This window comes from Duganella sp. GW821-FHT07F09 (assembly GCF_059418705.1).
In genome coordinates, this window is sequence record NZ_JBWKQJ010000002.1 from 731,910 (window position 1) to 755,444 (window position 23,535).

Genomic DNA, 23,535 nt, shown 5'->3' on the forward strand with positions numbered 1-23,535 from the left:
GGACCCTCCAGCGCAGTGGCATAGATGCCCTGCCGTTAGATCGACGGATTGTGATCCTGCTCCGCCGCGCCCATGTGTTTTTCCTCGCCTTTCTGCATCATCAGCGTGGTCATCAGGATAGCGGTGAGAAGCTCCGCCTGGGGCGAGCCGTCCAACAGTTCGATGCTGTGACGCGTCCTCAATGTAAGTATTTTTGCCTCCGCCCTGGCCAGCGCTTGCCCGCGCCAGGAAAGCTCGAAATTCATATCAAATAGACCGCCTTTGAGCTCCGCCCCGTCGAACCGGCCGCCTTGCACCGTGATGTGGCGCCGCCAGCTCCAGAACTTACCCCGCAACCGGAAGCTCTCTCCGTTGGTTTCGACATTCCACTTCGGCACCAACGACCACAGCTTTTGCGTGACGACCGCCACTTCGACGCCGTTCCGGGTAATGCGCCAGCTACGCCTGAGCCATCCCCACTGCGCCGCGCACTCATAGATGATGTTGTCGTCGTCGTCGGTGATCTGGAACTTACCGAGTAGCGACATCAGCTTTTTTGCGATGTGCAGCGTCCTGCGGGGAGCGATATCGTTCATGGATCGGGTGCGTACCTTTCAGGATGCTGTGGCTGAGTTGAATATCTGTGCCAGTTACATTGCTTTTATTCTAACCCGCCTGCCTCCCTGTCCCGTACTCAAGATCGGCGACACACGCCGCTGCGCGCAGGATGGCTCAAAAGAGGTGTCCTCCCCTTCCTTTGTGCTCGTAAAACGTGCGCGTTACTTAATCGCGGCGTTGAGTTTTTTGGCCATCTCGCCGTGATGCGCGACTGTCGGCTCAAGTTTCGTCGCCAACGCCTTGACGTCCGCGTCCTGTGCCTTGGCGATGTCCTGTTTCAGCGCCGCGTGCACCTTCGCATGGTCGGCAACGCCGGCCTTGCTCACGTATTCCTTGTCGAAGGCGGCGCCGGACAGGGTTTTGAGTTTTTCGGCCATTTTTTTATGCGCCGCATCGGGTTCCGTCGGCAACGTCAGGTTTTTAGCGGCGGCCACTTTCTTGGTTTCCTCGAGGCCTTTGCTGTGGTCGTCGATCATCGACTGCGCGAATTGCTTGACGTCGGCGTTGGTGGACTTTTCCAGCGCGATCTTGCCCGCCTCGACTTCGGCGATGTTGGCTTGCGCGATGGCGGTCAGGCGATCGGTGTCGGCTTTCGATATCGTCTGGGCGGAGGCGGAATGGGCGAGGGCGACGCCGAGGGTCAATGCGGTCAGAAAGTGCGTGGTTTTCATAATGTCTCCTGTGGGTGGGGTGATGGTTACTTCGGTGGTTGTTGCGACTGTGCATAGCGGCCCACCACTTCGCCCTTGGCCAGAACGTGGCCCTGGATCGCCTGAAGCAGTTGGTCGCGGTCCGCGCCGAACGGCAGCGTCAGTGTCGTATCGAGCGCGAATACCTGGAAGTGATAGTGGTGCGCCGCATCGCCGACCGGCGGGCGGGGTCCGTAGTAGCCGAGCGAACCGCGTGTGTTCCTGCCCTGGAGTACGCCCTCCGGTGCTGTCAGGCGGGGCTGCTCCTGCAACCCTTCGGGCAGGGTGGTGACCGACGGTGGAATATTCCACGCCAGCCAATGCACGAATGGTTTTTGCGGCGCGTCGGGGTCTTCGGCGATGACGACGTAGGATTTGGCACCCTCGACGGCGGCCCAGGTCAGCGGCGGCGACACGCCGTCTGCGTATTCGCTGTACTTGGCGGCCATTGGCGCGCCGCCGGCGAATGCCGGACTGCGCACCGATAGTTTGGCGTCACCCTTGGATGGCGCGCGTGCCAGCGCGAGGGGCACATTGTTGCCTTTCTGCGCCTGCTGTTGCATCGGACCGGCCGGCGGCGGCGCAAGCACGGCCGATCCCTTGTCCTGGCCCGAGTAGGCAATCCGATAAAGCACCCCGTTCGCATCGTCGGCCATCAGCAAGGAACCATCCTTGGCCATAGCCAGTCCGACCGGACGCGCGATGTGGGTCTTTCCGCCGTCCGTCAGGAACCCGGTGACAAACGGTTCGATCGACTTGGGCTGGCCGTCGGCGAACCTGATCCGGACCACTTCGTAGCCGGACGGGGCGCTGCGGTTCCATGAGCCGCGCATGGTGACGAAGGCGTCCCCCTGGTACTCGGACGGGAAATTGCTGCCGCGATAGAACAGCATTTGCATCGGCGCCGCATGGGCGGTGTACCCGAGCACCATCGGCTCGCTGCGCGCCTTCCACTCTGGCTTGGTGATATCGCCAACAGGCGTGCTTTGCGGGTAGATCTTGCCGTCGGCATACACGTGTGGCCAGCCGTACTGTTTGCCCAGTTCCAACTTGTTCAGCTCTTCGGGCTGGTCGTCGTCGCCGAGGAAGTCGATGCCGTGGTCGGGGCCCCACAGTTCGCCGGTGCGCGGGTGCCAGTCGAAGCCGATGGTGTTGCGCAGCCCCGATGCGAAGATGGTGCGCTGCTTGCCGTCCGGGGTGGCGCGCAGCAGGGTGGCGTTTTCCGGATTGCTCTCGTTGCAGACGTTGCAGGTCGATCCCGCGCTGATATACAACATGCCGTCCGGCCCGAAGGCCAGCGTGCGGTTGGGGTGCTGGCCCGAGTCCGGCAGATCGCCGATGATCAGCTTCAACGGAGAAAGTTTGCCGCCGCCGAGGATGTCGGCGACGAAGACTTCCTTCACGGTGGCCAGGTAGAGCTTGCCGTCGCGGATCGCCAGGCCATGCGCGCCCGCGCGGTTGGCCACCGTGACGGGCGGGCCGTCGGCGCGGCCGTCGCCGTTGGCGTCCTTGAACATCAGCACGTCGCCCTGGTCGCGCCGGCTGACGTAGATGGTGCCGTCGGGGGCGACGGCGACGATGCGGATATTCTTCAGCCCGGTGGCGAAGGGCGTTACCGTAAAACCGGCCGGCGCCTTGATGGCGGCGATGCGCTCGGGCGTCGCATCGACCTTGTCGGGTTTGACGATGGCGGCGGCGATCGCGACGCGCGTGCCGTCGCCTTGTTGAGCATGGGAAAAGCCGGAGTAGGCCATTAGCAGGCCGCCGAGGATGGCAGGGGTCGCGCCGGCAAACTTGTGTCGCATGTTTCGCCTCTTGTGGTGAGTCTGAGGTCGAGTGTGCGACGTTGTGGCAAGCTGTTCTGTACGCTATATCACCGTGTGCGCGGTGCTTTGTGTTGGCGATGTGTGGAGGAATGCCTTGTGGAATCAGGCGGTCTTGCCGCGTGACACTGCCAGCGCTCCGCCAAACGTGGCTGCGGCGATGGCGAGCCAAGCGAACCAGTCGCCCCAGCGCGCGTACAAGGTGCGGGAATCATGCAACGCCACCTCGCCAATCAAGGTGGCATCGCCAAGCTCGTCCGAGGTTTCCGCGACGATGCGGCCGCGATCGTCCGACAAAGTCAGGTTGCCACGCAAAGCGGCGCGTGCGATGGCGAATCCATTCTCGACGCCGCGCATGACGGCCATGCGGCTGTGCATGCGCCCATCCGCCGCGAAGTCCCACGCCGGCACCAGCAACAAGTTGGCGCCCCGGTCCGAGTAGGCGCGGGCGGTGTCGTGGAAGTCCATGTCCTTGCACACCGCCAGCCCGGTACGCGTGCCCGGCAGCATGGCGTAGTCCGCGCCCGGCTTGTATTGATCCTCAAACCCTGGAATGAGATGGTGCTTGGCGTAGCCGACCGGCGCCGCCGCATTGGGTACGAAGGCCAGCGCGCTATTGCGCTGCCCCCGCGCGGCATCCTTGACGGCAACGCCGACGTTGATCGTCACCTTGTTGCGCGCCGCGCTGGCAGCAAATTCCGGAATCGTCGCCTGGTCCGTGGCGAGCACGGTTTCGGGCAGCACCACCGCTTGCGCGCCCTGCGCCGCCAGGGTATCGATGGCGGCCAGATAACGCCCGAGCATGGCTTGCCCCTCAGCTGAATCCACCGCCGGACGCAGTTTTCCCGGCATCGAGGCGAGCCCGATGCGCATGCTGCCGGTCGCCGGCGCCTGCAAGCGGGCGAAGCCGAAGGCGAACACCGCCGCCAACAGGAGGAACGCCGTGCCTGTGACCAGCAGCCGTTGGCGCCGGTCCGGCCCCGGCATCAGCCCGATGGCGAGCGCCGCAGGCCCGAACAGCAGGAAGAACGAAACGCCCCAGATACCGGCCAGGCTGGCCACCTGCACGAACGGCAGCACGTCCAGCTGGCTGTAAGCCAGGCTGCCGAAGGTGCCGTGCGGCGAACCACGAAACGACACGTAGTCCACCGCCACCCACAACGACGGAAACGCCACCGCCGCCGCCGCATACCGCCGCACCAGCCACAGCCGGCGAAACAGCAACAAGGCCAGCGCGAACGTCACGGCGGGCCCGAGGGCGGCGATCACCCCCACCGGCAGCGGAAGCCCGATGACCTTGATCAGGTAGTGCCACAGGTTGAGACCGGCGCAAGCGCCCGCGCACAGTGCGGCCAGCGCCGTGTACTGCCAGCGCACGCGCGGCGCGAGCATTAACAGCGGCAATGGCGCAAGCCAGGTCAGCCAAGCTTGCGGATGCAGCCCCGTGCCAAACCACCAGGCGGTGCCGGACAGGATGGTCGCGGCGGCTCCCGCCCACACGACAGAACGGTTAGCGGACGATGCCATCGAACACCACTCCTATGGATTGCAGATAGAAGGCGCGGAACCGTTCCTCGTCGTAGCTGAAGCGGCCGGCGCGGTACAGGGCGATCAAGCCGTGCGCCTGCGCCCACAAGGTCATGGCGATGTCCCACGGATCGCCTTCGCGCAGCAGGCCCTGCCGCATCGCTTCGGTCAGCATGTCGGCCACCACATTGAGCGTGGGCGAACAGCGGGCGCGGAAGTCTTCCGGAAAGCGGCGCGCGTCGTCGCGCGCTACCGAGAAGTTGAAGTCGAACATATGCGGATGCCGCAGCGCATAGTCGAGGTAGTTTTCCATCGAGTGTCGCAACGCGTGCATCAGATCCGGATGCCGTGCTCGCGTGGCCCATTCCTGCGCCACCTCCAGAAAGGCCGCGTCGGCGACGGCCTTCAACAGCGCATCGCGATTGGCGAAGTGGCGGTAGATCGCCATCGGCGTGATGCCGACGGCGTCGGCGACGCGGCGCATGCTGACCTCGTCGGCGCCTTCCCGCTCCAGCAGCGCGCGCGCCGCCGCCAGGATCTTGGTTGATGTGTTTTGCTCACTCATGTATACAGCGTATACTTGGATGGGCAACTTGTCAATCGATGGCGCCGGCCAAGGTTTCGCTCAAGGGAGTGATTATTTAATTGAGTGTCGAGGATGAAAGTTATCGATAAACGAACGTCGCTATACTCACCGCTCGGCCGCCGAAGAGGATGCGATACCGCCATGCGTTTAATTTCCATCATTTGCGGGATCGCGATCTCGCTTTCCTGCTTTACCGCCCACGCCCAGGAACGGGCCACGTGGATCTGGTATCCCGGCGACTTCGAGATCTGGCTCAGCAACCAGCTGCAGGTCAAGCGTAACGAGCGCGATGCCTATTTCATGCCGTTCTGGCGTCTGTATGGACACCAGCCGCTGATCCATTTCACGCGGCGGGTGGATCTGGACGCGCCGGAGGAGATCACCGTCGACGCCGAAGGCGCGCACGCCACCGTCATCGACGGCCGCTTCGTCCAGGGCGACCAGCGCCGCATCCTGGTCCCGGCCGGCAAGCACCTGATCAGCGTGCAGGTGCACAACGCGGCGGCGCCGCCCTCCATCTATGTGCGAGGCAAGACCATCCATTCGGACTCTTCGTGGACGGTTGCCGCCGCCCCCAACCGTCAGCCCGAGGACAGCAACGCCGTGCTGGCCGGCAGCTGGAATTTCGACGCCGCCGACCAGCGCCCGTCCCGCTTCCAGCTCGCGACCAGGGAAGTGCCGGCGGCCAGCATCGAGCGCGGCCCGCGTTCCATGCTGGTGGATTTTGGCCAGGAAACGATCGGCTTCGTCAAACTGAAGAACCTCAAGGGAAGCGGCAAGGTCTCCTTCTACTACGGCGAATCGAAGGAGGAGGCGCTGTCGCCCGAACAATCCGAGACGCTCGACCACTTCACGGTCGATGGCGGCAACCGGGACTTCGTCTCCGACCGATCGCGTGCGCTCCGCTACGTCAACATCCAGCTGGCCGAAGGCATGAGCGCCGACGACGTCTCGCTGATGTATGAATACTTGCCGTTGACCCGGCGCGGCACCTTCAAGAGCTCCGACGCCGAGCTTAATAAGATTTGGGACGTCTCCCTCCGCACGCTGGAATTGAACACGCGCGCCTTCTTCCTCGATGGCATCAAGCGCGATCATTGGGTGTGGTCGGGCGACGCGGTGCAGACCTACCTGATGAACTACTACTCCTTCTTCGACGGCGACACGGTGAAACGCACCACGCGCGCCCTCAGGGGCGCCGATCCGGTCGACATGCACATCAACACCATCCTGGACTATTCGCTGTACTGGTTCATCGGCATCCAGGAGTACTACCAGTACACGGGCGACGCCGCTTTTGTCAAAAGCGTCTATCCGCGCATGGTGACGCTGATGGATTTCGTCCTGAGCCGCCGCAACGGCAACGGCATGCTGGAAGGATTGCCGGGCGACTGGGTATTCGTCGATTGGGCGGACATGCCGAAGGACGGCGAACTGAGCGTCATCCAGCTGCTGTTCGCCCGTAGCCTGGAGTCGATGGCCGCCAGCGCCGAACTGGTGAAGGATCAACAAAAGGCTGCGGTTTACCGCCAGTTGGCCTCGGAGCTGAAGGCGAAGATCATGGCCACTTTCTGGGACAAGGAGAAACAAGTCTTCATCCACAGCCGGGTCAATGGGCAAGTGAACCGGATGGTCACCCGGCATCCGAATATGTTCGGCCTGATGTTCGGCTACCTCGACGCCGCGCAGACCGAGTCGGTCAAGCGCAATGCGCTGATGAGCGACAAGGTTCCCGCCATCACCACGCCCTACATGCGCTTTTACGAACTGGCCGCGCTGGCCGAGATCGGGCAGCACGACTATGTCACCACCCAGATCAAAGATTACTGGGGCGGCATGCTGCGCGACGGCGCCACCTGCTTCTGGGAACAATACGATCCCAAGCAGAAGGGCGTGGAGCGCTACGCGATGTATGGCAAAGCCTTCGGCATGAGCTTGTGCCATGCGTGGGGCGCCAGCCCGGTCTACCTGCTGGGAAAATACTATCTGGGCGTGAGGCCGACCGGCCCGGGGTACGCCACCTACGTCGTCGAGCCCAAGCTTGGCGGCCTCAAATGGATCGAAGGCAAGGTGCCGACGCCGCAGGGCGATATCGCGGTGTTCGCCAGCGACACGCAGATCAGAGTGACGACCGTCGGCGGCCAGGGCGTACTGCGCTTCAACAGCGGCAAGACGCCGCATAGCCGGCAGGGCGCCATCCGCAGCCTTGGCAAAGGGACGTATGAGCTGACCCTGGAGGGCGGCAAGGAGTACGTGGTGAGCTACGCGCGCTAGCGCCGGCTTGGGCTTGCCGCCATGGCAGCAACACGAAATGCATAGGACCGCCCCGATCCGATGGGAGGTCAAATCCACACGCGCCTTGCGTATAGTGAATCGGCAGTAGTCGCGCCAGCGCGCCACTGCCGATACCTGAATTCCGGCCCGGTCGATGCCGACAGCGCCGCTTTTCCCGTGGTCGGACCGCCCCGGTCCGTCGCTATTTCTCGGAGCTTCACATGACTACGCATTTCATCCGCACCCGTATCGCCGCTTACGCCATGGCCTTCTCACTGGCGTTGCCGGCGCTGGCCATGGCCGCGCCGGACGTCGCCGTCGCGCCGCAGTACGACACCACCCACGTGTACGTGCAAAACGCCGACATCGACGCCTTCGTCAACAGCTTCGTCGGCACTTTCGGCGGCAAGGCTTCGCCGCGCGCGGTTTTCACCGTCACGCCGACGCCGAGCAAGACCGCGTCGCAATACGTGCAAACACCGGTGGGCATGCTGTCGGTGTTCGCCTTCCAGACGCCGATCCCTTACGGCTTCGGCACCGAACGCACGGGCTATCTGGTCACCGACATCAACGACGCCACCAAGGCGGCGGTGGAGGCGGGCGCCGACGTCACCGTCGAACCGTTCGACGACCCTATCGGCAAGGATGTGCTGATCCAGTGGGCCGGCGGCGTCAACATGCAGCTGTATTGGCACACCAAGGCGCCGTCGTACGCGCCGCTGCATTCGGTGCCGGACAACCGTGTGTATGTCTCGCGCGTCTCGGCCGACAAATTCATCGGCCAGTTCAAGCAGTTCGCACATGCAAAGGTGGCCAGCGACGAGCAGGTCGACGGCGGCGAGATCGGCCGCGCGGGCGAGCGGATTCGCCGCGTGCACCTGACCTCGAAATTCGGCAAGATGACGGTGTTCGTCAGTGACGGCAAATTGCCATTCCCATTCGGCCGGGAGACCACCGGCTATCAAGTCGACGACATGGCGGCCACCCTGAACAAGGCGGCCGCCAATGGCGTGACTGTTTTGTCGCCGCCGTACAAGACCAGCAAGGGCAATGTCAGCGCCATGCTGCAGTTCCCCGGCGGGTATATCAGCGAGATCCACGATGCCGCGCCCTAGCATGGCGTTGCGCCGCTGTGGCGGCGTGCTGGCGCTGGTCGTCGGCGGCGCCGCCGGCGCGCAGACGTTGGCGCCGGGGGCAGATGCCTCCGCGCCGGCGGCATGCGACGTCAAACGCCCGTCGGTCAGCTTCAACCGCTGGATGGAGAACTGGGACGTGCTGGCCGACCCATGCCTGCCGCGTCAGCCGCTCGACGGCTTGAAATACCTCCCGCTCGGCGCGGACGGCCTGTCCTATCTGTCGCTCGGTGGCGGCCTGCGCGAACGCTATGAGCATATAGACACGCCGCTGTTCGGCGCCGGCAGCGCGCCATCGGACGGCTACGTGATCCAGCGCGCCAATGTGCACGCGGACCTGAGGCTTGGCAGTTACGTGCAGGTGTTCGGCCAACTGGTCGACGCGCGCGCCTTTCAGAAGCAATCGATCGCGCCGCCGGACAAGGACAAGCTCGATGTCGAGCAGCTGTTCGTGGCCGTGGTGGTGCCCACCGCCGATGGTGCCATCAAGGTGCGCGCGGGACGGCAGGAAATGGCCTTCGACCTGCAGCGCTTCATCGCCGTGCGCGACGGCCCGAATATGCGTCAGGCGTTCGATGGCCTCTGGGCCAACTGGGAGCATGGTCCATGGCGGTTGATCGGTTACGTCACGCAGCCGGTGCAGAACCGCAGCGTCGACAACTTCGACGACTATTCCAACGGCCATCTCACATTGAACGGCATACGTCTGGAGCGGCAGGGACTGGGGCCGGGCGACCTGTCCGGCTACTACTCGCGCTACCGGCGCGACGGCGCCCGTTTCCTCGACGCGCAGGGCGACGAGCGCCGGGATGTTTACGACGTGCGCTACAACGGCAAGACCGGCAACGCCGACTGGGACGTGGAGGGCATGCTGCAAAACGGCCAGGTGGGCGCCAAGCGGGTGTCGTCATGGGCGATCGGCTCGATCGCCGGCTACACCTTCGCAGCGTCGCCCTGGACGCCGCGCGTGGGCGTGCAGTTCGACATGGCCTCCGGCGACAAGCACGCCGGCGATGGCAAGCTGGGCACCTTCAATCCATTGTTCGCCAACGGCTACTACTTCTCGCTGGCCGGGCTGACCGGCTACAGCAACCTGATTCACCTGAAACCGTCGGTCACGCTCAAGCCGGTGAAAGCGCTCAGCGTCACGACGGCCGTCGGCCTGCAATGGCGCCAGACCACGGGCGACGCGGTCTACGTGCAAAGCATGGCGGGCGTGCCGCGCACGGCGGGGCAGGGAAGCCGCTGGACCGGCGCCTACGCGCAGCTGCGCACAGACTGGGTCGTCAGTCCCAACGTCACGGCGTCGCTCGAAGCGGTGCATTTCCAGGCCGGCGACAGCCTACGTGCCGCCGGTGGCGGCAGCGCCAACTACCTGGGCATGGAGCTCAAGTTCGGCTGGTGAAAGTGATGACTCCGGGGATCACGTAGGGCGGATTAGGCGGAACGCCGTAATCCGCCAATGCGTGAGCCGTCGAAACGCAAGCATTGGCGGATTACGCTTCGCTAATCCGCCCTACGTGTTTTAGATGTACGCGTCGTCTGGCGTGCAATATGCCTGTCATATTTGGTGGCTATGATCTTTCGATCCGCACGTCCTTGTCGTGCACCAGAAAGTCTTCGATGTCTATCAGCCGCCGCAAATTCCTCCGCCTCGCCGCCGCCGGCGCGGGCTTGACCGCCGCCTCCACATTTCCCGACCTGATCCGCCAGGCGCTTGCGGTCCCCGCCAACAACGCCACCGGTACCCTGGCCGATGTCGAGCACGTGGTCATCTTCATGCAGGAGAACCGCTCCTTCGACCATTACTTCGGCACCTTGTCGGGCGTGCGCGGGTTTAACGATCCGCGCGCCATCGCGCTGCCCGACGGCCGGCCGGTATGGTATCAGCCCGACGGCAAGGGCGGCCACGTGCTGCCCTTCCATTTCGACGCCAACAACACCAGCGCGCTGTCGCTCGGCACCGACCATTCGTGGAAGGGATCGCAAAGCAGCTGGCAAGGCTGGGACGCGTGGGTCCAGAAAAAGACGCCGCAGGCCATGGGCTATTTCGACCGGGCCGACCTGCCGTTCTACTACGCGCTGGCCGACGCCTTCACCATCTGCGACGCCTATCACTGCTCGGTGTTCGGCGCCACCGATCCGAACCGCCTGTACTCGCTCACCGGCGGCAACCAGGGCTGGATCGACAATATGGGCAAGCTGTATAACGTCGACAAGGCGGAGCGCTTCAACGGCGATCCGGCGCTGGACGACATCTCGCCCGGCGTCATGGCCGGCGCGCCCAACTGGCGCACCTATGCCGAGGTGCTGGAGGCGAACCAGGTCAGTTGGAAGGTCTACCAGGAGTGGGACAACTACGGCGACAACTACCTGGCCTACTTCAAGAACTTCCGCGTCAACGCCGACGGCTCCCGCCTCGATGCCGATTCGCCGCTGTACCGCAAAGGCCGCGCTCTGGCGCCCGGTTCCACCGCCGCCAACGCCTCCGGCACCACCGGCGACTGGCTGGTCAACGCCTTCGCCGACGACGTGCGCAACAACCGCCTGCCGCAGGTGTCGTGGATCTGCTCTCCCAACGACTACACCGAGCATTCGCCCAACTCACCCAACGCCGGCGAAAATATCACCGCGCGCCTGCTGGCCGCGCTGGTGGCCAATCCGGAGGTCTGGTCCAAGACCGTGTTCCTGCTGATGTACGACGAAAACGACGGCTTCTTCGACCACGTGCCCTCCGACCTGGCACCGCTCAACGCCGCCATGGGCAAGACCACCCTGTCCGCCATCGGCGTCCATGAGACCTATCGCGGCGAGCCGGTGGGACTGGGCCCGCGCGTGCCGATGCTGGTGATTTCGCCATGGAGCAAAGGCGGGCGCGTATGCTCGCAGCTGTTCGACCACACCTCCAAGCTGCGCTTCCTGGAGGAGTGGCTGGTGGCGCGCGGCCAGGCACGCGACAAGGTTCGATGCGACATCATCTCGCCGTGGCGCCGCGCGGTCTGCGGCGACCTCACGTCGGCCTTCGACTTCCGCACGCCGAACAGCGGCTGGCCCGCCAGCGTGCCCAGGACGGCGGCCGACCGGCGCGTCGCCGGCAAGCCGTATCCGGTGCCGCCGGCCGAGCAAACCTTGCCCAGGCAGGAGTCCCGCGCTGCCGTCGGCGGGCCGCGCACCGCCTGCGCGCTGCCGTATGAATTGTCGGTGCAGGGGCGCTTGGCCGGTGCCGGCCAGTTCGAGCTAAGCTTCGCCAACAGCGGCCAGGCCGGCGCGGCCTTCATTGTGTATTCGAGCGTGCGCAAGGACGGCCCCTGGTATTACACGGTCGAAGCGGGCAAGCAGATCGACCACGAAATGTGGAACTGGACCGGCACCGCCTATGACCTCAGTGCGCACGGCGCCAACGGCTACCTGCGCCAGTTCACCGGCCGTTTCGCCGTCCCCGGCGGCGCGCGTCCCGAAGTGTTGACACGCTGCGACCGGAGCAGCGGCGACATCAGCCTGGTGCTGTCGAATCTGGAAGGTCGCAAGGCCTGCCGCTTCACCATCACCGACAACGCCTATGGCGCGCCGGCCGCCAGTCACCGCGTGGTGGCCGGCCAGACCTTGCTGGTGCCATGCGGGCTGGCGGGCAGCTTCGGCTGGTACGACTTCAGCGTCACCTGCGACGCCGATCCGCAATGGCTGCGCCGCGTCGCCGGCCATGTGGAAACGGGTCGGGCCAGCCGCACCGATCCGATGATCGGCTGAAAGAGGCCGTCAGTATTCCTGCTTGATAATCTCGGTGATCTGTTTGAGTTCCTGGATCACCAGCGGAACAAACGTCAGGAGATGGTGTTCCTCCATCCATTTCCTGGCGTCGGCGCTATCGGGCTCGATGCTGCCGCGCGCGCGCAGGGTTTCGGCTTGGCGGGTCGCCGCAAGCATGCGGATCTGAATGGCGATGCTGAGGTCCGAGTATTCCATGTGTGTCCTTTGTGATAGCTGGTGCTGAACCGCCATCGTAGCGAACCCTACGGAACAGATCGGCACGATTCTTGTTGGAAATCAAAACGTTGGATGAAAGTCACACGTTTGCGGAATGGCGCGGTTGCGCACAGACACAACCGCGTACAACGAAAGCAATAAACGGATAGTGCGCCGCGCGCGGCCCTCCTATGCTGACCATTCTTATCAACTCAAAAAGGGTGTCGACATGGATCGGTTATCGGGCAAGGTGGCAATCGTTACCGGTGCCAGCTCGGGCATCGGCCGGGCGGCGGCGAAGCTGTTCGCGCAGCACGGCGCGCGGGTGGTGGTGACGGGGCGCAGGCAGGCCGAACTCGACGCGCTGGTGGATGAGATCGGACACGGCGGCGGCGCGGCGGTGGCCGTGGCCGGCGATATCCGCGACGAGCGGCTGGCGCGGGATCTGGTGGAGACGGCGCTCGGCCGCTTCGGCGGACTCGATATCGCCTTCAATAATGCCGGCGTCCTGGGCGCGGCCCTGCCGCTGGCCGAGCTGTCCGCCGGAGCGTGGAGCGAGGTGCTCGACACCAACCTGACCAGCGCCTTCCTGGGCGCCAAGCACCAGATCCCGGCGATGCTGGCGCGCGGCGGCGGCTCCCTCATCTTCACCTCGACGTTCGTCGGCCACAGCGTCGGCTTTCCCGGCATGGCCGCCTACGCGGCCAGCAAGGCCGGCCTGGTCGGCCTGACGCGGGTGATCGCGGTCGAATACGGGGCGCGCGGCATCCGCGCCAACACGCTGCTGCCCGGCGGCACCGATACGCCGCTGGGGCGTTCGGTCGGCAACACGCCGGAAGCGCTCGCCTTCGTCGAAGGATTGCACGCGCTCAAGCGGTTGGCGCTGCCCGAGGAGATCGCCCAGTCGGCGCTCTATCTCGCCTCCGACGCGTCCAGCTTCACCACCGGGTCTTGCCTGGTGGCCGACGGCGGCGTTTCGATCAACCGCACCTAGGCGGCGCCCGCGGCAGGCGCCGCGTTACCGGCGCGCGACCAGCTGGGCGTGCAGCAGTTCGCGCTCGGCCGGGTCGGGCGTTTGCAGGTAACGGAATTTGCCGGCGACGATGACCGCCACCGGCAGGCCGTCGCGGAACAGCACGCGGTTGCCGGCCAGCGCAGGCACTTTGTCGCCCGGCAGCAAGGTGCCGCACAGGTTGAGCGGGTCGACCCCGGAGATGCCGACGAAGCCGCCGTCGTGCGGCCGGCGGCGCATCTCGCGCAGCAGCGGAATCGCCTCGGGCAGCGCGAACTGCTCGCCCGACAGGCCGGCGACGAATCGGCCGCCGCGAATCTCGCCGCGCGCCTCCAGCCGATGGTACACCGGCAGCAGTTCCCGCCATGGCGGCAGCCACGCGGCCTCGCGCTCGAGCAGGCGCCAAAACATCACGCCGTAGCGGCGCAGCAGCGTCATGGCGATGTGCTCCAGCGTCTGCGGATCGGTGCGCGGCCTGCGCGCCGCCGCCGGCGTGGGCTTGCGCGCCTGCGCCGTTGATTGGGGCGGCGCCGCCGCATCGTCGTCGGCGCCGCCGCCGCCGCCATCGACGGTCAACCCGGTGAAACGTTCGGTGATGGTGACACCGTCGGCGCGCCGTACCAGCGCCCAGCGGCCCGCCTCCTCCATGGTCGGGCCGGCGCCACGGCGGCGGCGCTTGTCCATGGTGGCGCGCTTGTTCGCCGGCAGCAGCATGGCGCGCAGACCGGCGTAGCTGTCGGCGTTGACCAGCCCCGTCGCCACCAGCTCGCCCAGCGTGGTTTCCAGTTCGACCGGCAGCAGCCGGGCGTCGCGCGACAGTTCGTCGAAGAACATCGCGCCCTCGCGCCGCAGCGCCTCGAGCACGCGCGCCGCGCGCGGCGACACCTCCACCTCGGCGGCGACGGCCGGCAGCGCGTGCCACAGGCCGAGCTGGCGGCGCGGCAGCAGCACCAGCGGCGTGGCGCGCACCGGGCCGCCGGCGGCGCTGGCGGGCGCGCCGACCCGCGTCCAGACCACCTTGCCGGCGCGGCACAAGTCGTCGAGCCACAGCATCGAGTAGTCCTGCATGCGCAGCGCCAGCAGCTCGCTTTCCCAGGCGCCGGCGGCCGCCTCGTAGCCCTCCAGTTGCGCCAGGATCGTGGGCAGCGCCTCGCTGCCGCGCAGCCGCGCGTCTTCGGCCAGGTGCTGCCACTCGAACAGGAAGCGCATGAAATCCTGGCGTTCGACCGGTTCGATCTCGCGCCGCAGGCTTTTGATGGTGTAGCGGTGGATACGCGCCAGCAGGTGCCGTTCGCACCACTCCTCGCCGGTGGCGCCGGGTGTGAAGCGCCCGCGCATCACATAGCCCTCGCTTTCGAGCCGGGCCAGCGCGATGGCGGCGTCGCCCTCCGACAGGCCGAGCGGGGTGGCGATGGCGGCCAGCGGTTGCGGGCCGAAGCCGCTCAGGCGCGCGCGCAGGATCTCGACCAGCGCGTCGTCGCGCGTCCACGGTTCGTCGCCGTCGTTGGCCGCGAGGCGCTCCGGTATCGCCAGCGCCGGCGTGGCCACGGCGTCCGGGTAGGCCGCCCGCAGGCACGCCAGGCGCTCCAGCGCCACCCACAGGTCGGCGCCGCCGCCTTGCAGACGAGTGGCCCGGCCGCCGGCGGCCAGCCCCGCCAGCAACGCGCGCCAGCCGTCGCCGGCCTGCGCCTCGTCCTCGGTGACGCAGGCCAGCGACATCAGCGCTTCATGCATCTCGTCGCCGTTGCGCGGGCCGGGCCAGGCTTCGGCGGCCACCGCCTCGATGGCGCCGGCGTCGAGCGCGCCCAGGTCGTCGGTGGAGGCCGGATCGGTCCAGCGGCGGTTGACGACCGCCTGCGTGCGGCGCTCCTCCAGCGGGGCGTCGTCGAGGAAGGCGTAGGGCCGGGCGTTGAGGATTTCCATCGCCAGCGGCGACGGCGCCGGCAGGTCGCGCGACAGCAGCCGCACCTCGCCCGCCTCCATGCGGCGCAGCAGGGCCAGCCAGCCCTCGCTGTCCATCGCCTCGTGCAGGCAGTCGTCGAGCGTCTGGTCGACCAGTGGATGGCTGGGCAGCTCGCGCTCGCCGACGATGTTCTCCAGGCACGCCGCCTGGTCGGGGAAGACGGCGGCCAGCAGGTCGTCGCTCTTCATGCGTTGCAGCTGCGGCGCGACCTTGCGCCCGCCCGCGTAGCGCGGCAGGGCGAGCGCGGTGGTGGCGTTCCAGCGCCACCGCACGTTGAACAGCGGCGCGTCGAGCAGCGCCTGGATCAGTACATGCTCGGCGCTGCCCGAGCGCAGGTAGCGCCACACCTCGTCGAGCGGAAAACTGTGGGTGTCCGACAGCGACAGCACGATGGCGTCCTCGGTGGCGGCGGCCTGCAGCTCGAAGTTGAAGGTGCGGCAGAAGCGCTTGCGCAGCGCCAGTCCCCAGGCGCGGTTGATGCGGCTGCCGTACGGCGTATGCAGCACCAGCTGCATGCCGCCCGAGGCGTCGAAGAAGCGCTCCATCACCAGCGTGTCGCGGGTCGGCAGCGCGCCGAGCGCGGCGCGCGCGCGGGCCAGGTAGTCGACGATCTGGCCGGCCGCGTCCTCGTTCAGGCCGAGGTGCTCGAACAGCCAGCCGGTGGCGTGGTCGATGGCGGCGGCGCCTTCCTTCTCGCCCAGCAGGCGGTCGATCTCGCCGCGCAGGCGCGCCACGCCGGCCGACAGCTCGTCGCTGCGGCCGGGCGCCTCGCCCAGCCAGAACGGGATGTTGGGGGCGGCGCCGTGGGCGTCCTCGACCCGCACCTTGCCCGCCTCCACGCGCTGGATGCGGTAGGAGGTGTTGCCGAGCTGGAAAACGTCGCCGGCCAGGCTCTCGACGGCGAAGTCCTCGTGCACGGTGCCGATGTTGTGGCCCTGCGGCTCGAGCACCACGGTGAAGTCGGCGTTGTCGGGGATGGTGCCGCCGGAGGTGACGGCGGTCAGCTTGCCGCCGCGCCGCGCGCGCACGGTGCCGCTGACGGCGTCGCGGTGCAGGTAGGCGCCGCGTACGCCCTGGCGCCCTGTATAGCCTTCCGTGAGCATGCGCAGCACGGCGTCGAAGCGCGCCCGTTCCAGCGCGGCGTACGGTGCGGCGCCGCGCACCAGGTCGAACAGTTCGTCCTCGTGCCATTCGCGCCCGGCCACTTCGGCGACGATCTGCTGCGCCAGCACGTCGAGCGGCGCGACCGGGATGCGCAGCGCGTCGAGCTCATCGCGGCGCACGCAGTCGAGCAGCGCCGCGCATTCGATCAAATCGTCGCGCGAGGTGGGGAACAGGCGGCCCTTGGGCAGGCCGCCGACGTGGTGGCCGGAGCGGCCGACCCGCTGTAAAAACGAGGCGATGCCGCGCGGGGAGCCGATCTGGCAAACCAGGTCGACGTCGCCGATGTCGATGCCCAGCTCCAGCGAGGCGGTGGCGATCAGTACGCGCAGCTCGCCGCGCTTGAGGCGCTGCTCGGCGTCGAGCCGGTATTCCTTGGCCAGGCTGCCGTGGTGCGCGGCCACGTGTTCGGCGCCGAGGCGCTCGCCCAGGTGGCGCGCCATGCGCTCGGCCATGCGGCGGGTGTTGACGAACACCAGCGTGGTGCGGTGCATGACGGTCAATTCGGCCAGCCGGTCATAGACGCGTTCCCACACCTCGTTGGGCATGACCGCCTCCAGCGGCACCGGCGGCAGCTCCAGCCCCAGGTCGCGCGCGCGCACGTGGCCGACGTCGACCACCGCGCAGTCGCGGCCCGCGCCGGCGAGGAAATGCGCCACCGCCGACAACGGCTTTTGCGTGGCCGACAGGCCGATGCGCACCGGCGGGCGTCCGCACAGGGCGTCGAGCCGTTCGAGGCTGAGCGACAGATGGCTGCCGCGCTTGCCGCCGGCGACGGCGTGGATCTCGTCGACGATCACGGTGCGCACGCCGGCCAGCATGGCGCGGCCGCTGTCGGAGCCGAGCAGCACGTACAGCGACTCCGGCGTCGAGACCAGGATGTGCGGCGGGCGGCGGCGCATGGCGTTGCGCTCGGCCTGGGTGGTGTCGCCGGTGCGCACGGCGGCGCGGATGCCGTGCGGCGGCATCCCCATAGCCTCCAGCTCGCGGTCGATGCCCTCCAGGGGCGCCAGCAGGTTGACGCGGATATCGTTCGACAACGCCTTGAGCGGCGACACGTACAGCACCCGTGTCTGGTCCGGCAGGGGCGTGTCGCCGCTCTCGCGCACCAGCGCGTCGATGGCGGCCAGGAAAGCGGTCAGGGTCTTGCCGGAACCGGTCGGCGCGGCGATCAAGGTCGGCGAGCCGCTCTGGATCAGCGGCCACGCGCGCCGCTGCGCCTCCGTGGCGGCGGTGAAGCTGGCACGGAACCACGCCGCCACCGCGGGATGGAAGTCGTGCCAGATATCAATAATTTCACGTGGTTTCATTGACGATGATGACGCAAGGAAAGGTCGGGCGGGAAGCGCCGGTCTTTCATTCTACCCGTCACGGCGGAGCGCGGTGTCGCGGTTGATTGGCGACTATTGTGTCCGAGCGAACATACAGCCCGGTGGCGCCGCAGCATGATGAGAACGTCTCCCACAACGTCTCGAATGGATAGTCATGCCGGCCCTGTTATCGATCATCGCGGCCTCCCCGTCCGCCCCTCCGCCGCCCCCCGCGCCCGGCAGCGACATGCCCGGCGCGCTGCGCCGGTTGCTGCTGCCCGAGCGCGGCGGCGCGGCCACCGCCGGGGAGCTGCTGCGGCGCATCGTGGCGGGTGGGCTGGACCGCCTGCCGCCGCCGGGGGGCGGCGCCACGGCGCAACGCTGGCGCGCGCTGGCGGAGGTGGCGGGCCACGATCTGAGCCTGCTCAAGCTCTATGAAGGCCACACCGACGCCCTCGCCATCCTGGCCGAGCTGGGGGCGCCGGCCGCGCCGGATGCGCTGTGGGGCGTCTGGTGCGCCGAACCGCCCGACGGCAGGGTCGTGGCGCATCGTTCAGAAGGGGGCGCGGTGCGCCTGTCGGGACGCAAGCTTTGGTGTTCGGGCGCCGCGACGCTGGACCACGCGCTGGTCAGTTGCTGGGACGGGGAGGGCATGCCCTGGCTGGCCGCCGTCGCCCTCGGCCAACCCGGCGTGACGGTGACGGCCGAGGGCTGGCACGCCGTCGGCATGGCCGGCAGCGCCAGCGTCGACGTGGTGTTCGACGATGCCGAGGCCCGCCTGGTGGGCGCATCCGGGTCGTATGTGCGGCGTCCGGGATTCTGGCACGGCGGCGCCGGCATCGCCGCCTGCTGGTACGGGGCGGCGCAAGCCATCGCCGATTCCCTGCACGCGGCGGCGCGCACCGCCGCGCTGCGCCGGGCGGCCGATCCGCATCGGCTGGCGCAGCTTGGCCTGGTCGACATCGCGCTGGCCGGCGCGGCGGCGGTGCTGCGCGAATCGGCCGCCGCCATCGACGCCGATCCGGATGCCGACGCCGGCGTGCTGGCGCTGCGCGCGCGCCTGGCCGTCGAGGCGGCGGCCACCCTGGTGCTGCAGCACACCACGCGCGCGCTGGGCGCCACGCCGCTGTGCCGCGATCCGCATTTCGCGCGCCTGGCGGCCGATTTGCCCGTGTTTCTGCGCCAGAGCCATGCCGAACGCGATCTGGCGGCGCTGGGACGCATGTTGTCCGAGTCGGCGGGGTCGCCATGGGCGCTATGACCGGCCCCGACGCCGCCGCGCGCCACATCGAAGGCGAAGGCACGCCCGACGCCAGCTGGCAAGCCTGGGGCGGATTACAGGATCTGCCGCCGGTGTCCGTCGCCACGCTGGTGCCGCCGGGACGCCGCGCCGTCATCGTCGCGCCGCATCCCGACGACGAAGTGCTGGCTTGCGGCGGACTACTACAACTGCTGGCGGCGCAAGGCAGCCCCACGGTGCTGGTGGCGGTCACCGATGGCGCGGCCAGCCATCCGGGTTCGACGACAATGACGCCGGAACAGTTGGCGCGCCTGCGCCCCCGCGAAACCGACGCCGCCTTGCGCGCGCTGGGCCTGGGGCCGGGGCTTGGGGCGTCGCCCGACAAACCCGCGCCGCGGATCGTGCGCGCCCGGCTTCCGGACGGCGCGGTCGCGGCATCGCTGGAACAACTGCAAACGTTGCTGAGGCAAATGCTGCGGCCCGACGACGTGGTCTTCGTCACCTGGCGCCAGGACGGCCATCCGGACCACGAGGCGTGCGGGCTGGCCGCCGCGATGGCCGCCGGCGCCTGTCGCGCGACCCTGGTCGAGATGCCCGTCTGGAGCTGGCACTGGGCCGCGCCGGGCGACGCGCGCCTGCCGTGGCGCCGGGCGCGCCGCCTGGCGCTGGGCGAGGATGTAGTGCGGCGTAAACGCGAGGCGGCCGGCTGCTTCACCAGCCAGCTGCACGACGATCCCTCCACCGGCCAGCCGGCCATCCTGCCGCCGCATGTGCTGGCGCGTTTGCTGCATCCCTACGAAATCTACTTCACATGACGACCTCACTCCCTTCCAACTTCGATCCGCTCGCGCACTTCCAGCAGCTGTACCAGCAGGACGCCGATCCGTGGAAAGTGCGCCAGCGCTGGTACGAGCAGCGCAAGCGCGACATCCTGCTGGCGTCCCTGCCGCGCCAGCGCTATCGCAGCGCATTCGAGCCGGCGTGCGGCAACGGCGAGCTGACGGCGGCGCTGGCCCACCGCGCCGAGCGCCTGCTGGCGAGCGACCTGTCGGCCGAGGCGGTGGTGCTGACCCGCCGGCGCATGCTGCGCGAGGCGCCCAGCGACGCCGCGCGCGTGACGATCCGCCAGCAGCATATCCCGCAGGATTGGCCGGTCGAGGCGGCGTTCGATCTGATCGTCATCAGCGAGATGGCCTACTACGTCGACGAACAGGCCTTGCTGCGGTTGCGCCAGTGCTGCGTCGAGGGCCTGGCCGAAGGCGGCACGCTGGTCATGTGCCACTGGCGCCGGCCGTTCGCCGACCGCCGGCTGAACACGGACAGCATGCACACCGTGTTCGACGCGACGCCAGGGCTGCATCGCCTGGTGCGCCACTGCGAGGAAGACTTCCTGCTCGACGTCTGGTCCGCGAGCGCCGATTCGGTGGCGCAGCAGGAGGGGCTGGCCTGATGATCGGCGTGATCATCCCGGCCCACAACGAGGAGCGCGAACTGGAACAGTGCCTGGCGGCGGTCCGTGTCGCCGCCGGCGATGCGGCGCTGGACGGCGAGGCGGTGCGCGTCGTCGTGGTGCTGGACAGCTGCGGCGACGGCTCGCGCGCCATCGTCGAGCGCCACGCGCTGCAAGGCGCGGACGGCGGCTGCGTCGTCGTCGGCATCGCGGTCGCGTTTCGCAACGTCGGCGCCGCCCGCGCGGCCGGCGCCGAGTGTCTGCTGGCGCTCGGCGCCCGCTGGCTGGCCTTCACCGACGCCGACACGCGCGTCTCGCCGGCGTGGCTGGCGGTGCAACTGGGCCTGGACGTCGACGTCGTCTGCGGCACCATCGCCGTCGACGATTGGTCGCCGCACCTGGACGACGCCGAGGCGTTGCGCCGGCGCTTCCACCTCGGTTACACCGACGCCGACGGCCACCGCCACATCCACGGCGCCAATCTTGGCGTGTCGGCGGCGGCCTATCTGCGCGCCGGCGGCTTCGAGGCGCTGGCGTGCGGCGAGGACGTGGCACTGGTGGCGGCGCTGGAGCGCTGCGGCGCGCGCTTTGCCTGGAGCTCGGCGCCGCGCGTGGTGACCAGCGCCCGCCGCGATCCAAAGGCCAGCGGCGGCTTCGGCGACACCTTGCTGCGCTACGCGGCCAGCGCCCGCGCCGCCCTGCCGGCGGATTTGCCCGTTTTGTTGAGTAGTTCACATAACGCGGTTTGATCGAGGCGTAGCATGAACCGCATGAGAAGATCGCGCCCCCTCACCATTCTTTGCTATTTCCTTGCCGCACTGCTGGTGCTGCTGGTGGCACTCGTCATCCTGGTGCTGACGTTCGACTGGAACCGCGCCCGTCCCTACATCAACGACAAGGTGTCGCAGACCATCGGGCGTGAGTTCGCCATCAAGGGCGACCTGGACGTGCGCTTCCGCCAGGGCGACCCGGCCGAGCAGGGATGGCGCCGCTATGTGCCGCGCCCTGAAATCAGCGCCAGCGATGTGTATGTCGTCAATCCCGCGTGGACCACCACCGGCCCGCGCCTGGCCAGCGTGGGCAATATCGTCGTCGCCATGCATACGCTGCCGCTGCTGCACAAGGAGGTGGTGATCACCAACCTGGAACTGGACAAGCTGGAGGTGGCGGCCCAGCGCCGCGCCGACGGCAGCAACACCTGGACCTTCAAGGACAACGGCCCGTCGGAGTGGGAGGTCGATATCCGGCGCCTGGCGTTCCGCGCGGGCAGCCTGCGCTATCTCGACGACGGCATCAAGCTGGACCTGCGCGCCAAGGCCACCACGATCGATACGAACGACGCCGACGCCAAAAACTACGGCATGCGCTTCGAACTGGGCGGCACGTATCGCGGCGCGCCGGTGACCGGCGGCGGCAAGACCGGCGCCGTGTTGTCGCTGCAGGACGAACACAGCAAATTCCCGGTGCAGGCCAACGCCATGCTGGGCAAGAACAAGATCGCCATCGAGGGGACCTTGACCGATCCGCGCGCGCTGGCGGGCATCGATCTGTCGCTGTCGCTGGCCGGCGCCAGCATGGCGGACCTGTATCCGCTCACCGGCGTGCTGCTGCCGGAGACGCCGGCCTACGCGACCAAGGGCCGCCTGGGCGGCAGGAACGAGGGCGGCGTCTGGAGCTGGACCTACCGCAACTTCACCGGCACCGTCGGCGCCAGCGACCTGCACGGCACTTTGAGCTACAGCCCGCGCAAGCCGCGTCCGCTGCTGACCGGCACCCTGACTTCCAACCAGCTGCGGCTGGCGGACCTGGGGCCGACCATCGGCGCCGAGAGCAACGCCGACAAGGTGGCGCGCGACAAGAAGCCGAACCAGCCGGCGGGCAAGGCGCTGCCGGTCGAACAGTTCAACACCGCCAAGTGGGACGCGCTCGACGCCGACGTCAAATTCACCGGCAAGAAGCTGGTGCGCACGCATGATATCCCGCTGGAGGACATCGAAACCCGTATCCGCATGAAGAACAAGGTGCTGACCCTGACGCCGCTGAACTTCGGCATGGCCGGCGGCAACGTCACCTCCAACATCACCTTGGACGGCGGCAAGAACCCGATCCAGGCGCAGATCAAGATGGCCGCGCGGCACCTGAAGATCCGCCAGCTGTTCCCTAAACTGCAATCGATGCAGGCCAGCGTGGGCGAGGTCAACGGCGACGCCGCGCTGGCCGGCACCGGCAACTCCGTGTCGGCGATGCTGGCGACCGCCAGCGGCGAACTGGGCGCCACCGTCAGCGAGGGCTCGGTCAGCAAGTTCGTGCTGGAGGCGGCCGGCCTGAACATCGCCAACGCCGTCTTCGTCAAACTGTTCGGCGACAAGCAGGTGCAGCTGAACTGCGTGGCCAGCGATTTCGTCGTCGAGAAGGGCCAGGCGCAAACGCGGCGCTTCGTCGTCGACACCGACGAAGCCGTCATCGACGTCACCGGCAGCATCGACCTGGCCAACGAGCGCCTGAACCTCGATGTCAAGCCGAAGACCAAGGGCGTGCGCATCATTTCGCTGCGCACGCCGCTGTACGCCCGGGGCACCTTCGCCAATCCGGACGTGGGCGTGGCCAAGGGGCCGCTGGCGCTCAAGGCCGGCGCGGCCGTGGCGCTGGGCCTCATCAATCCGCTGGCGGCGGTGGTGCCGCTGATCAATCCCGGCAATGTCGAAGCGGTCGATTGCGCCGCCGCGCTCAAGCAAGCGACCCAGGTCCGGCATGGCTCGAAACCCCAGCCCGTGAAGAAATAATCTGCATGATATTTGCGTCATCGC

Annotated in this window: 17 protein-coding genes; 10 read left to right on the forward strand and 7 right to left on the reverse strand. The window is 67.6% G+C overall.

Annotated features, from left to right (window positions below):
• Positions 1-35 precede the first annotated feature (35 nt).
• The 5 genes from AC07P1_RS08395 to AC07P1_RS08415 all read right to left on the reverse strand — a co-directional run bounded on the left by AC07P1_RS08395 (position 36) and on the right by AC07P1_RS08415 (position 5,201).
• Positions 36-575, reverse strand: coding sequence for an LURP-one-related family protein (locus tag AC07P1_RS08395; RefSeq protein WP_494695328.1), 540 nt, complete (start codon positions 573-575; stop codon positions 36-38).
• Between the two features lie 183 nt (positions 576-758).
• Positions 759-1,268 (reverse strand): DUF4142 domain-containing protein, encoded by a 510-nt coding sequence (locus tag AC07P1_RS08400; RefSeq protein ID WP_494695329.1) that lies wholly within the window; start codon positions 1,266-1,268, stop codon positions 759-761.
• 26 nt (positions 1,269-1,294) lie between these two features.
• The gene (locus AC07P1_RS08405) at positions 1,295-3,091 is read right to left on the reverse strand and encodes a YbhB/YbcL family Raf kinase inhibitor-like protein (protein WP_494695330.1); all 1,797 of its coding nucleotides are present in this window, start codon (positions 3,089-3,091) and stop codon (positions 1,295-1,297) included.
• 123 nt (positions 3,092-3,214) lie between these two features.
• A complete protein-coding gene (locus AC07P1_RS08410; RefSeq protein ID WP_494695331.1) occupies positions 3,215-4,636 on the reverse strand; it encodes a nitrilase-related carbon-nitrogen hydrolase in 1,422 nt (473 codons plus the stop codon).
• Positions 4,620-5,201 carry a TetR/AcrR family transcriptional regulator gene (locus AC07P1_RS08415; protein ID WP_494695332.1) on the reverse strand — a complete coding sequence of 194 codons (582 nt, stop codon included), beginning with the start codon at positions 5,199-5,201 and terminating at the stop codon, positions 4,620-4,622. The genes AC07P1_RS08410 and AC07P1_RS08415 overlap by 17 nt, the downstream gene beginning before the upstream one ends.
• Positions 5,202-5,363: 162 nt before the next feature.
• Here AC07P1_RS08415 and AC07P1_RS08420 point away from each other — a divergent pair, with 162 nt between their 5' ends.
• From AC07P1_RS08420 to AC07P1_RS08435, 4 genes are all read left to right on the forward strand, one after another.
• Positions 5,364-7,496, forward strand: a complete 2,133-nt coding sequence (locus AC07P1_RS08420) for an alpha-L-rhamnosidase-related protein (RefSeq protein ID WP_494695333.1) — start codon at positions 5,364-5,366, stop codon at positions 7,494-7,496.
• Between the two features lie 221 nt (positions 7,497-7,717).
• Positions 7,718-8,611 carry a VOC family protein gene (locus tag AC07P1_RS08425; RefSeq protein ID WP_494695334.1) on the forward strand — a complete coding sequence of 298 codons (894 nt, stop codon included), beginning with the start codon at positions 7,718-7,720 and terminating at the stop codon, positions 8,609-8,611.
• Positions 8,598-10,034: an alginate export family protein gene (locus AC07P1_RS08430; protein ID WP_494695335.1), complete on the forward strand. Its 1,437-nt coding sequence runs from the start codon at positions 8,598-8,600 to the stop codon at positions 10,032-10,034. The genes AC07P1_RS08425 and AC07P1_RS08430 overlap by 14 nt, the downstream gene beginning before the upstream one ends.
• A gap of 218 nt (positions 10,035-10,252) precedes the next feature.
• Positions 10,253-12,376 carry a phosphocholine-specific phospholipase C gene (locus AC07P1_RS08435; RefSeq protein ID WP_494695336.1) on the forward strand — a complete coding sequence of 708 codons (2,124 nt, stop codon included), beginning with the start codon at positions 10,253-10,255 and terminating at the stop codon, positions 12,374-12,376.
• Between the two features lie 9 nt (positions 12,377-12,385).
• Here the strand turns inward: AC07P1_RS08435 and AC07P1_RS08440 are convergent, their stop codons facing one another.
• A complete protein-coding gene (locus AC07P1_RS08440) occupies positions 12,386-12,592 on the reverse strand; it encodes a hypothetical protein (protein WP_494695337.1) in 207 nt (68 codons plus the stop codon).
• Positions 12,593-12,821: 229 nt separating this feature from the next.
• On the opposite strand from AC07P1_RS08440, the gene AC07P1_RS08445 reads away from it, so the two are divergent.
• The gene (locus AC07P1_RS08445) at positions 12,822-13,586 is read left to right on the forward strand and encodes an SDR family oxidoreductase (protein ID WP_494695338.1); all 765 of its coding nucleotides are present in this window, start codon (positions 12,822-12,824) and stop codon (positions 13,584-13,586) included.
• A gap of 24 nt (positions 13,587-13,610) precedes the next feature.
• Here the strand turns inward: AC07P1_RS08445 and AC07P1_RS08450 are convergent, their stop codons facing one another.
• Positions 13,611-18,038: an Lhr family helicase gene (locus AC07P1_RS08450; protein WP_494695339.1), complete on the reverse strand. Its 4,428-nt coding sequence runs from the start codon at positions 18,036-18,038 to the stop codon at positions 13,611-13,613.
• A gap of 247 nt (positions 18,039-18,285) precedes the next feature.
• On the opposite strand from AC07P1_RS08450, the gene AC07P1_RS08455 reads away from it, so the two are divergent.
• The 5 genes from AC07P1_RS08455 to AC07P1_RS08475 are packed head-to-tail and all read left to right on the forward strand — an operon-like array spanning position 18,286 to position 23,511.
• Positions 18,286-19,299 carry an acyl-CoA dehydrogenase family protein gene (locus AC07P1_RS08455; RefSeq protein WP_494695377.1) on the forward strand — a complete coding sequence of 338 codons (1,014 nt, stop codon included), beginning with the start codon at positions 18,286-18,288 and terminating at the stop codon, positions 19,297-19,299.
• On the forward strand, positions 19,287-20,093 hold the full coding sequence (locus AC07P1_RS08460; RefSeq protein ID WP_494695340.1) for a PIG-L deacetylase family protein: 807 nt from the start codon (positions 19,287-19,289) through the stop codon (positions 20,091-20,093). The genes AC07P1_RS08455 and AC07P1_RS08460 overlap by 13 nt, the downstream gene beginning before the upstream one ends.
• Positions 20,090-20,728, forward strand: coding sequence for a class I SAM-dependent methyltransferase (locus AC07P1_RS08465; RefSeq protein ID WP_494695341.1), 639 nt, complete (start codon positions 20,090-20,092; stop codon positions 20,726-20,728). Before AC07P1_RS08460 ends, AC07P1_RS08465 begins: the two co-directional genes overlap by 4 nt.
• Entirely contained in the window at positions 20,728-21,477 is a 750-nt protein-coding gene (locus AC07P1_RS08470; protein WP_494695342.1) for a glycosyltransferase family 2 protein, read from the forward strand. Before AC07P1_RS08465 ends, AC07P1_RS08470 begins: the two co-directional genes overlap by 1 nt.
• 12 nt (positions 21,478-21,489) lie before the next feature.
• Positions 21,490-23,511 carry an AsmA family protein gene (locus AC07P1_RS08475; RefSeq protein ID WP_494695343.1) on the forward strand — a complete coding sequence of 674 codons (2,022 nt, stop codon included), beginning with the start codon at positions 21,490-21,492 and terminating at the stop codon, positions 23,509-23,511.
• The last annotated feature ends 24 nt before the right edge of the window (positions 23,512-23,535 follow it).

Bases quoted from the DNA above. Each gene is read 5' to 3' on its own strand.
- AC07P1_RS08420 (WP_494695333.1), top strand. From the start codon at position 5,364: ATGCGTTTAATTTCCATCATTTGCGGGATCGCGATCTCGCTTTCCTGC.
- AC07P1_RS08430 (WP_494695335.1), top strand. From the start codon at position 8,598: ATGCCGCGCCCTAGCATGGCGTTGCGCCGCTGTGGCGGCGTGCTGGCG.
- AC07P1_RS08415 (WP_494695332.1), bottom strand. From the start codon at position 5,201: ATGAGTGAGCAAAACACATCAACCAAGATCCTGGCGGCGGCGCGCGCG.
- AC07P1_RS08465 (WP_494695341.1), top strand. From the start codon at position 20,090: ATGACGACCTCACTCCCTTCCAACTTCGATCCGCTCGCGCACTTCCAG.
- AC07P1_RS08425 (WP_494695334.1), top strand. From the start codon at position 7,718: ATGACTACGCATTTCATCCGCACCCGTATCGCCGCTTACGCCATGGCC.
- AC07P1_RS08470 (WP_494695342.1), top strand. From the start codon at position 20,728: ATGATCGGCGTGATCATCCCGGCCCACAACGAGGAGCGCGAACTGGAA.
- AC07P1_RS08440 (WP_494695337.1), bottom strand. From the start codon at position 12,592: ATGGAATACTCGGACCTCAGCATCGCCATTCAGATCCGCATGCTTGCG.
- AC07P1_RS08450 (WP_494695339.1), bottom strand. From the start codon at position 18,038: ATGAAACCACGTGAAATTATTGATATCTGGCACGACTTCCATCCCGCG.
- AC07P1_RS08460 (WP_494695340.1), top strand. From the start codon at position 19,287: ATGGGCGCTATGACCGGCCCCGACGCCGCCGCGCGCCACATCGAAGGC.
- AC07P1_RS08475 (WP_494695343.1), top strand. From the start codon at position 21,490: ATGAACCGCATGAGAAGATCGCGCCCCCTCACCATTCTTTGCTATTTC.
- AC07P1_RS08435 (WP_494695336.1), top strand. From the start codon at position 10,253: ATGTCTATCAGCCGCCGCAAATTCCTCCGCCTCGCCGCCGCCGGCGCG.
- AC07P1_RS08445 (WP_494695338.1), top strand. From the start codon at position 12,822: ATGGATCGGTTATCGGGCAAGGTGGCAATCGTTACCGGTGCCAGCTCG.
- AC07P1_RS08405 (WP_494695330.1), bottom strand. From the start codon at position 3,091: ATGCGACACAAGTTTGCCGGCGCGACCCCTGCCATCCTCGGCGGCCTG.
- AC07P1_RS08455 (WP_494695377.1), top strand. From the start codon at position 18,286: ATGCCCGGCGCGCTGCGCCGGTTGCTGCTGCCCGAGCGCGGCGGCGCG.
- AC07P1_RS08400 (WP_494695329.1), bottom strand. From the start codon at position 1,268: ATGAAAACCACGCACTTTCTGACCGCATTGACCCTCGGCGTCGCCCTC.
- AC07P1_RS08395 (WP_494695328.1), bottom strand. From the start codon at position 575: ATGAACGATATCGCTCCCCGCAGGACGCTGCACATCGCAAAAAAGCTG.
- AC07P1_RS08410 (WP_494695331.1), bottom strand. From the start codon at position 4,636: ATGGCATCGTCCGCTAACCGTTCTGTCGTGTGGGCGGGAGCCGCCGCG.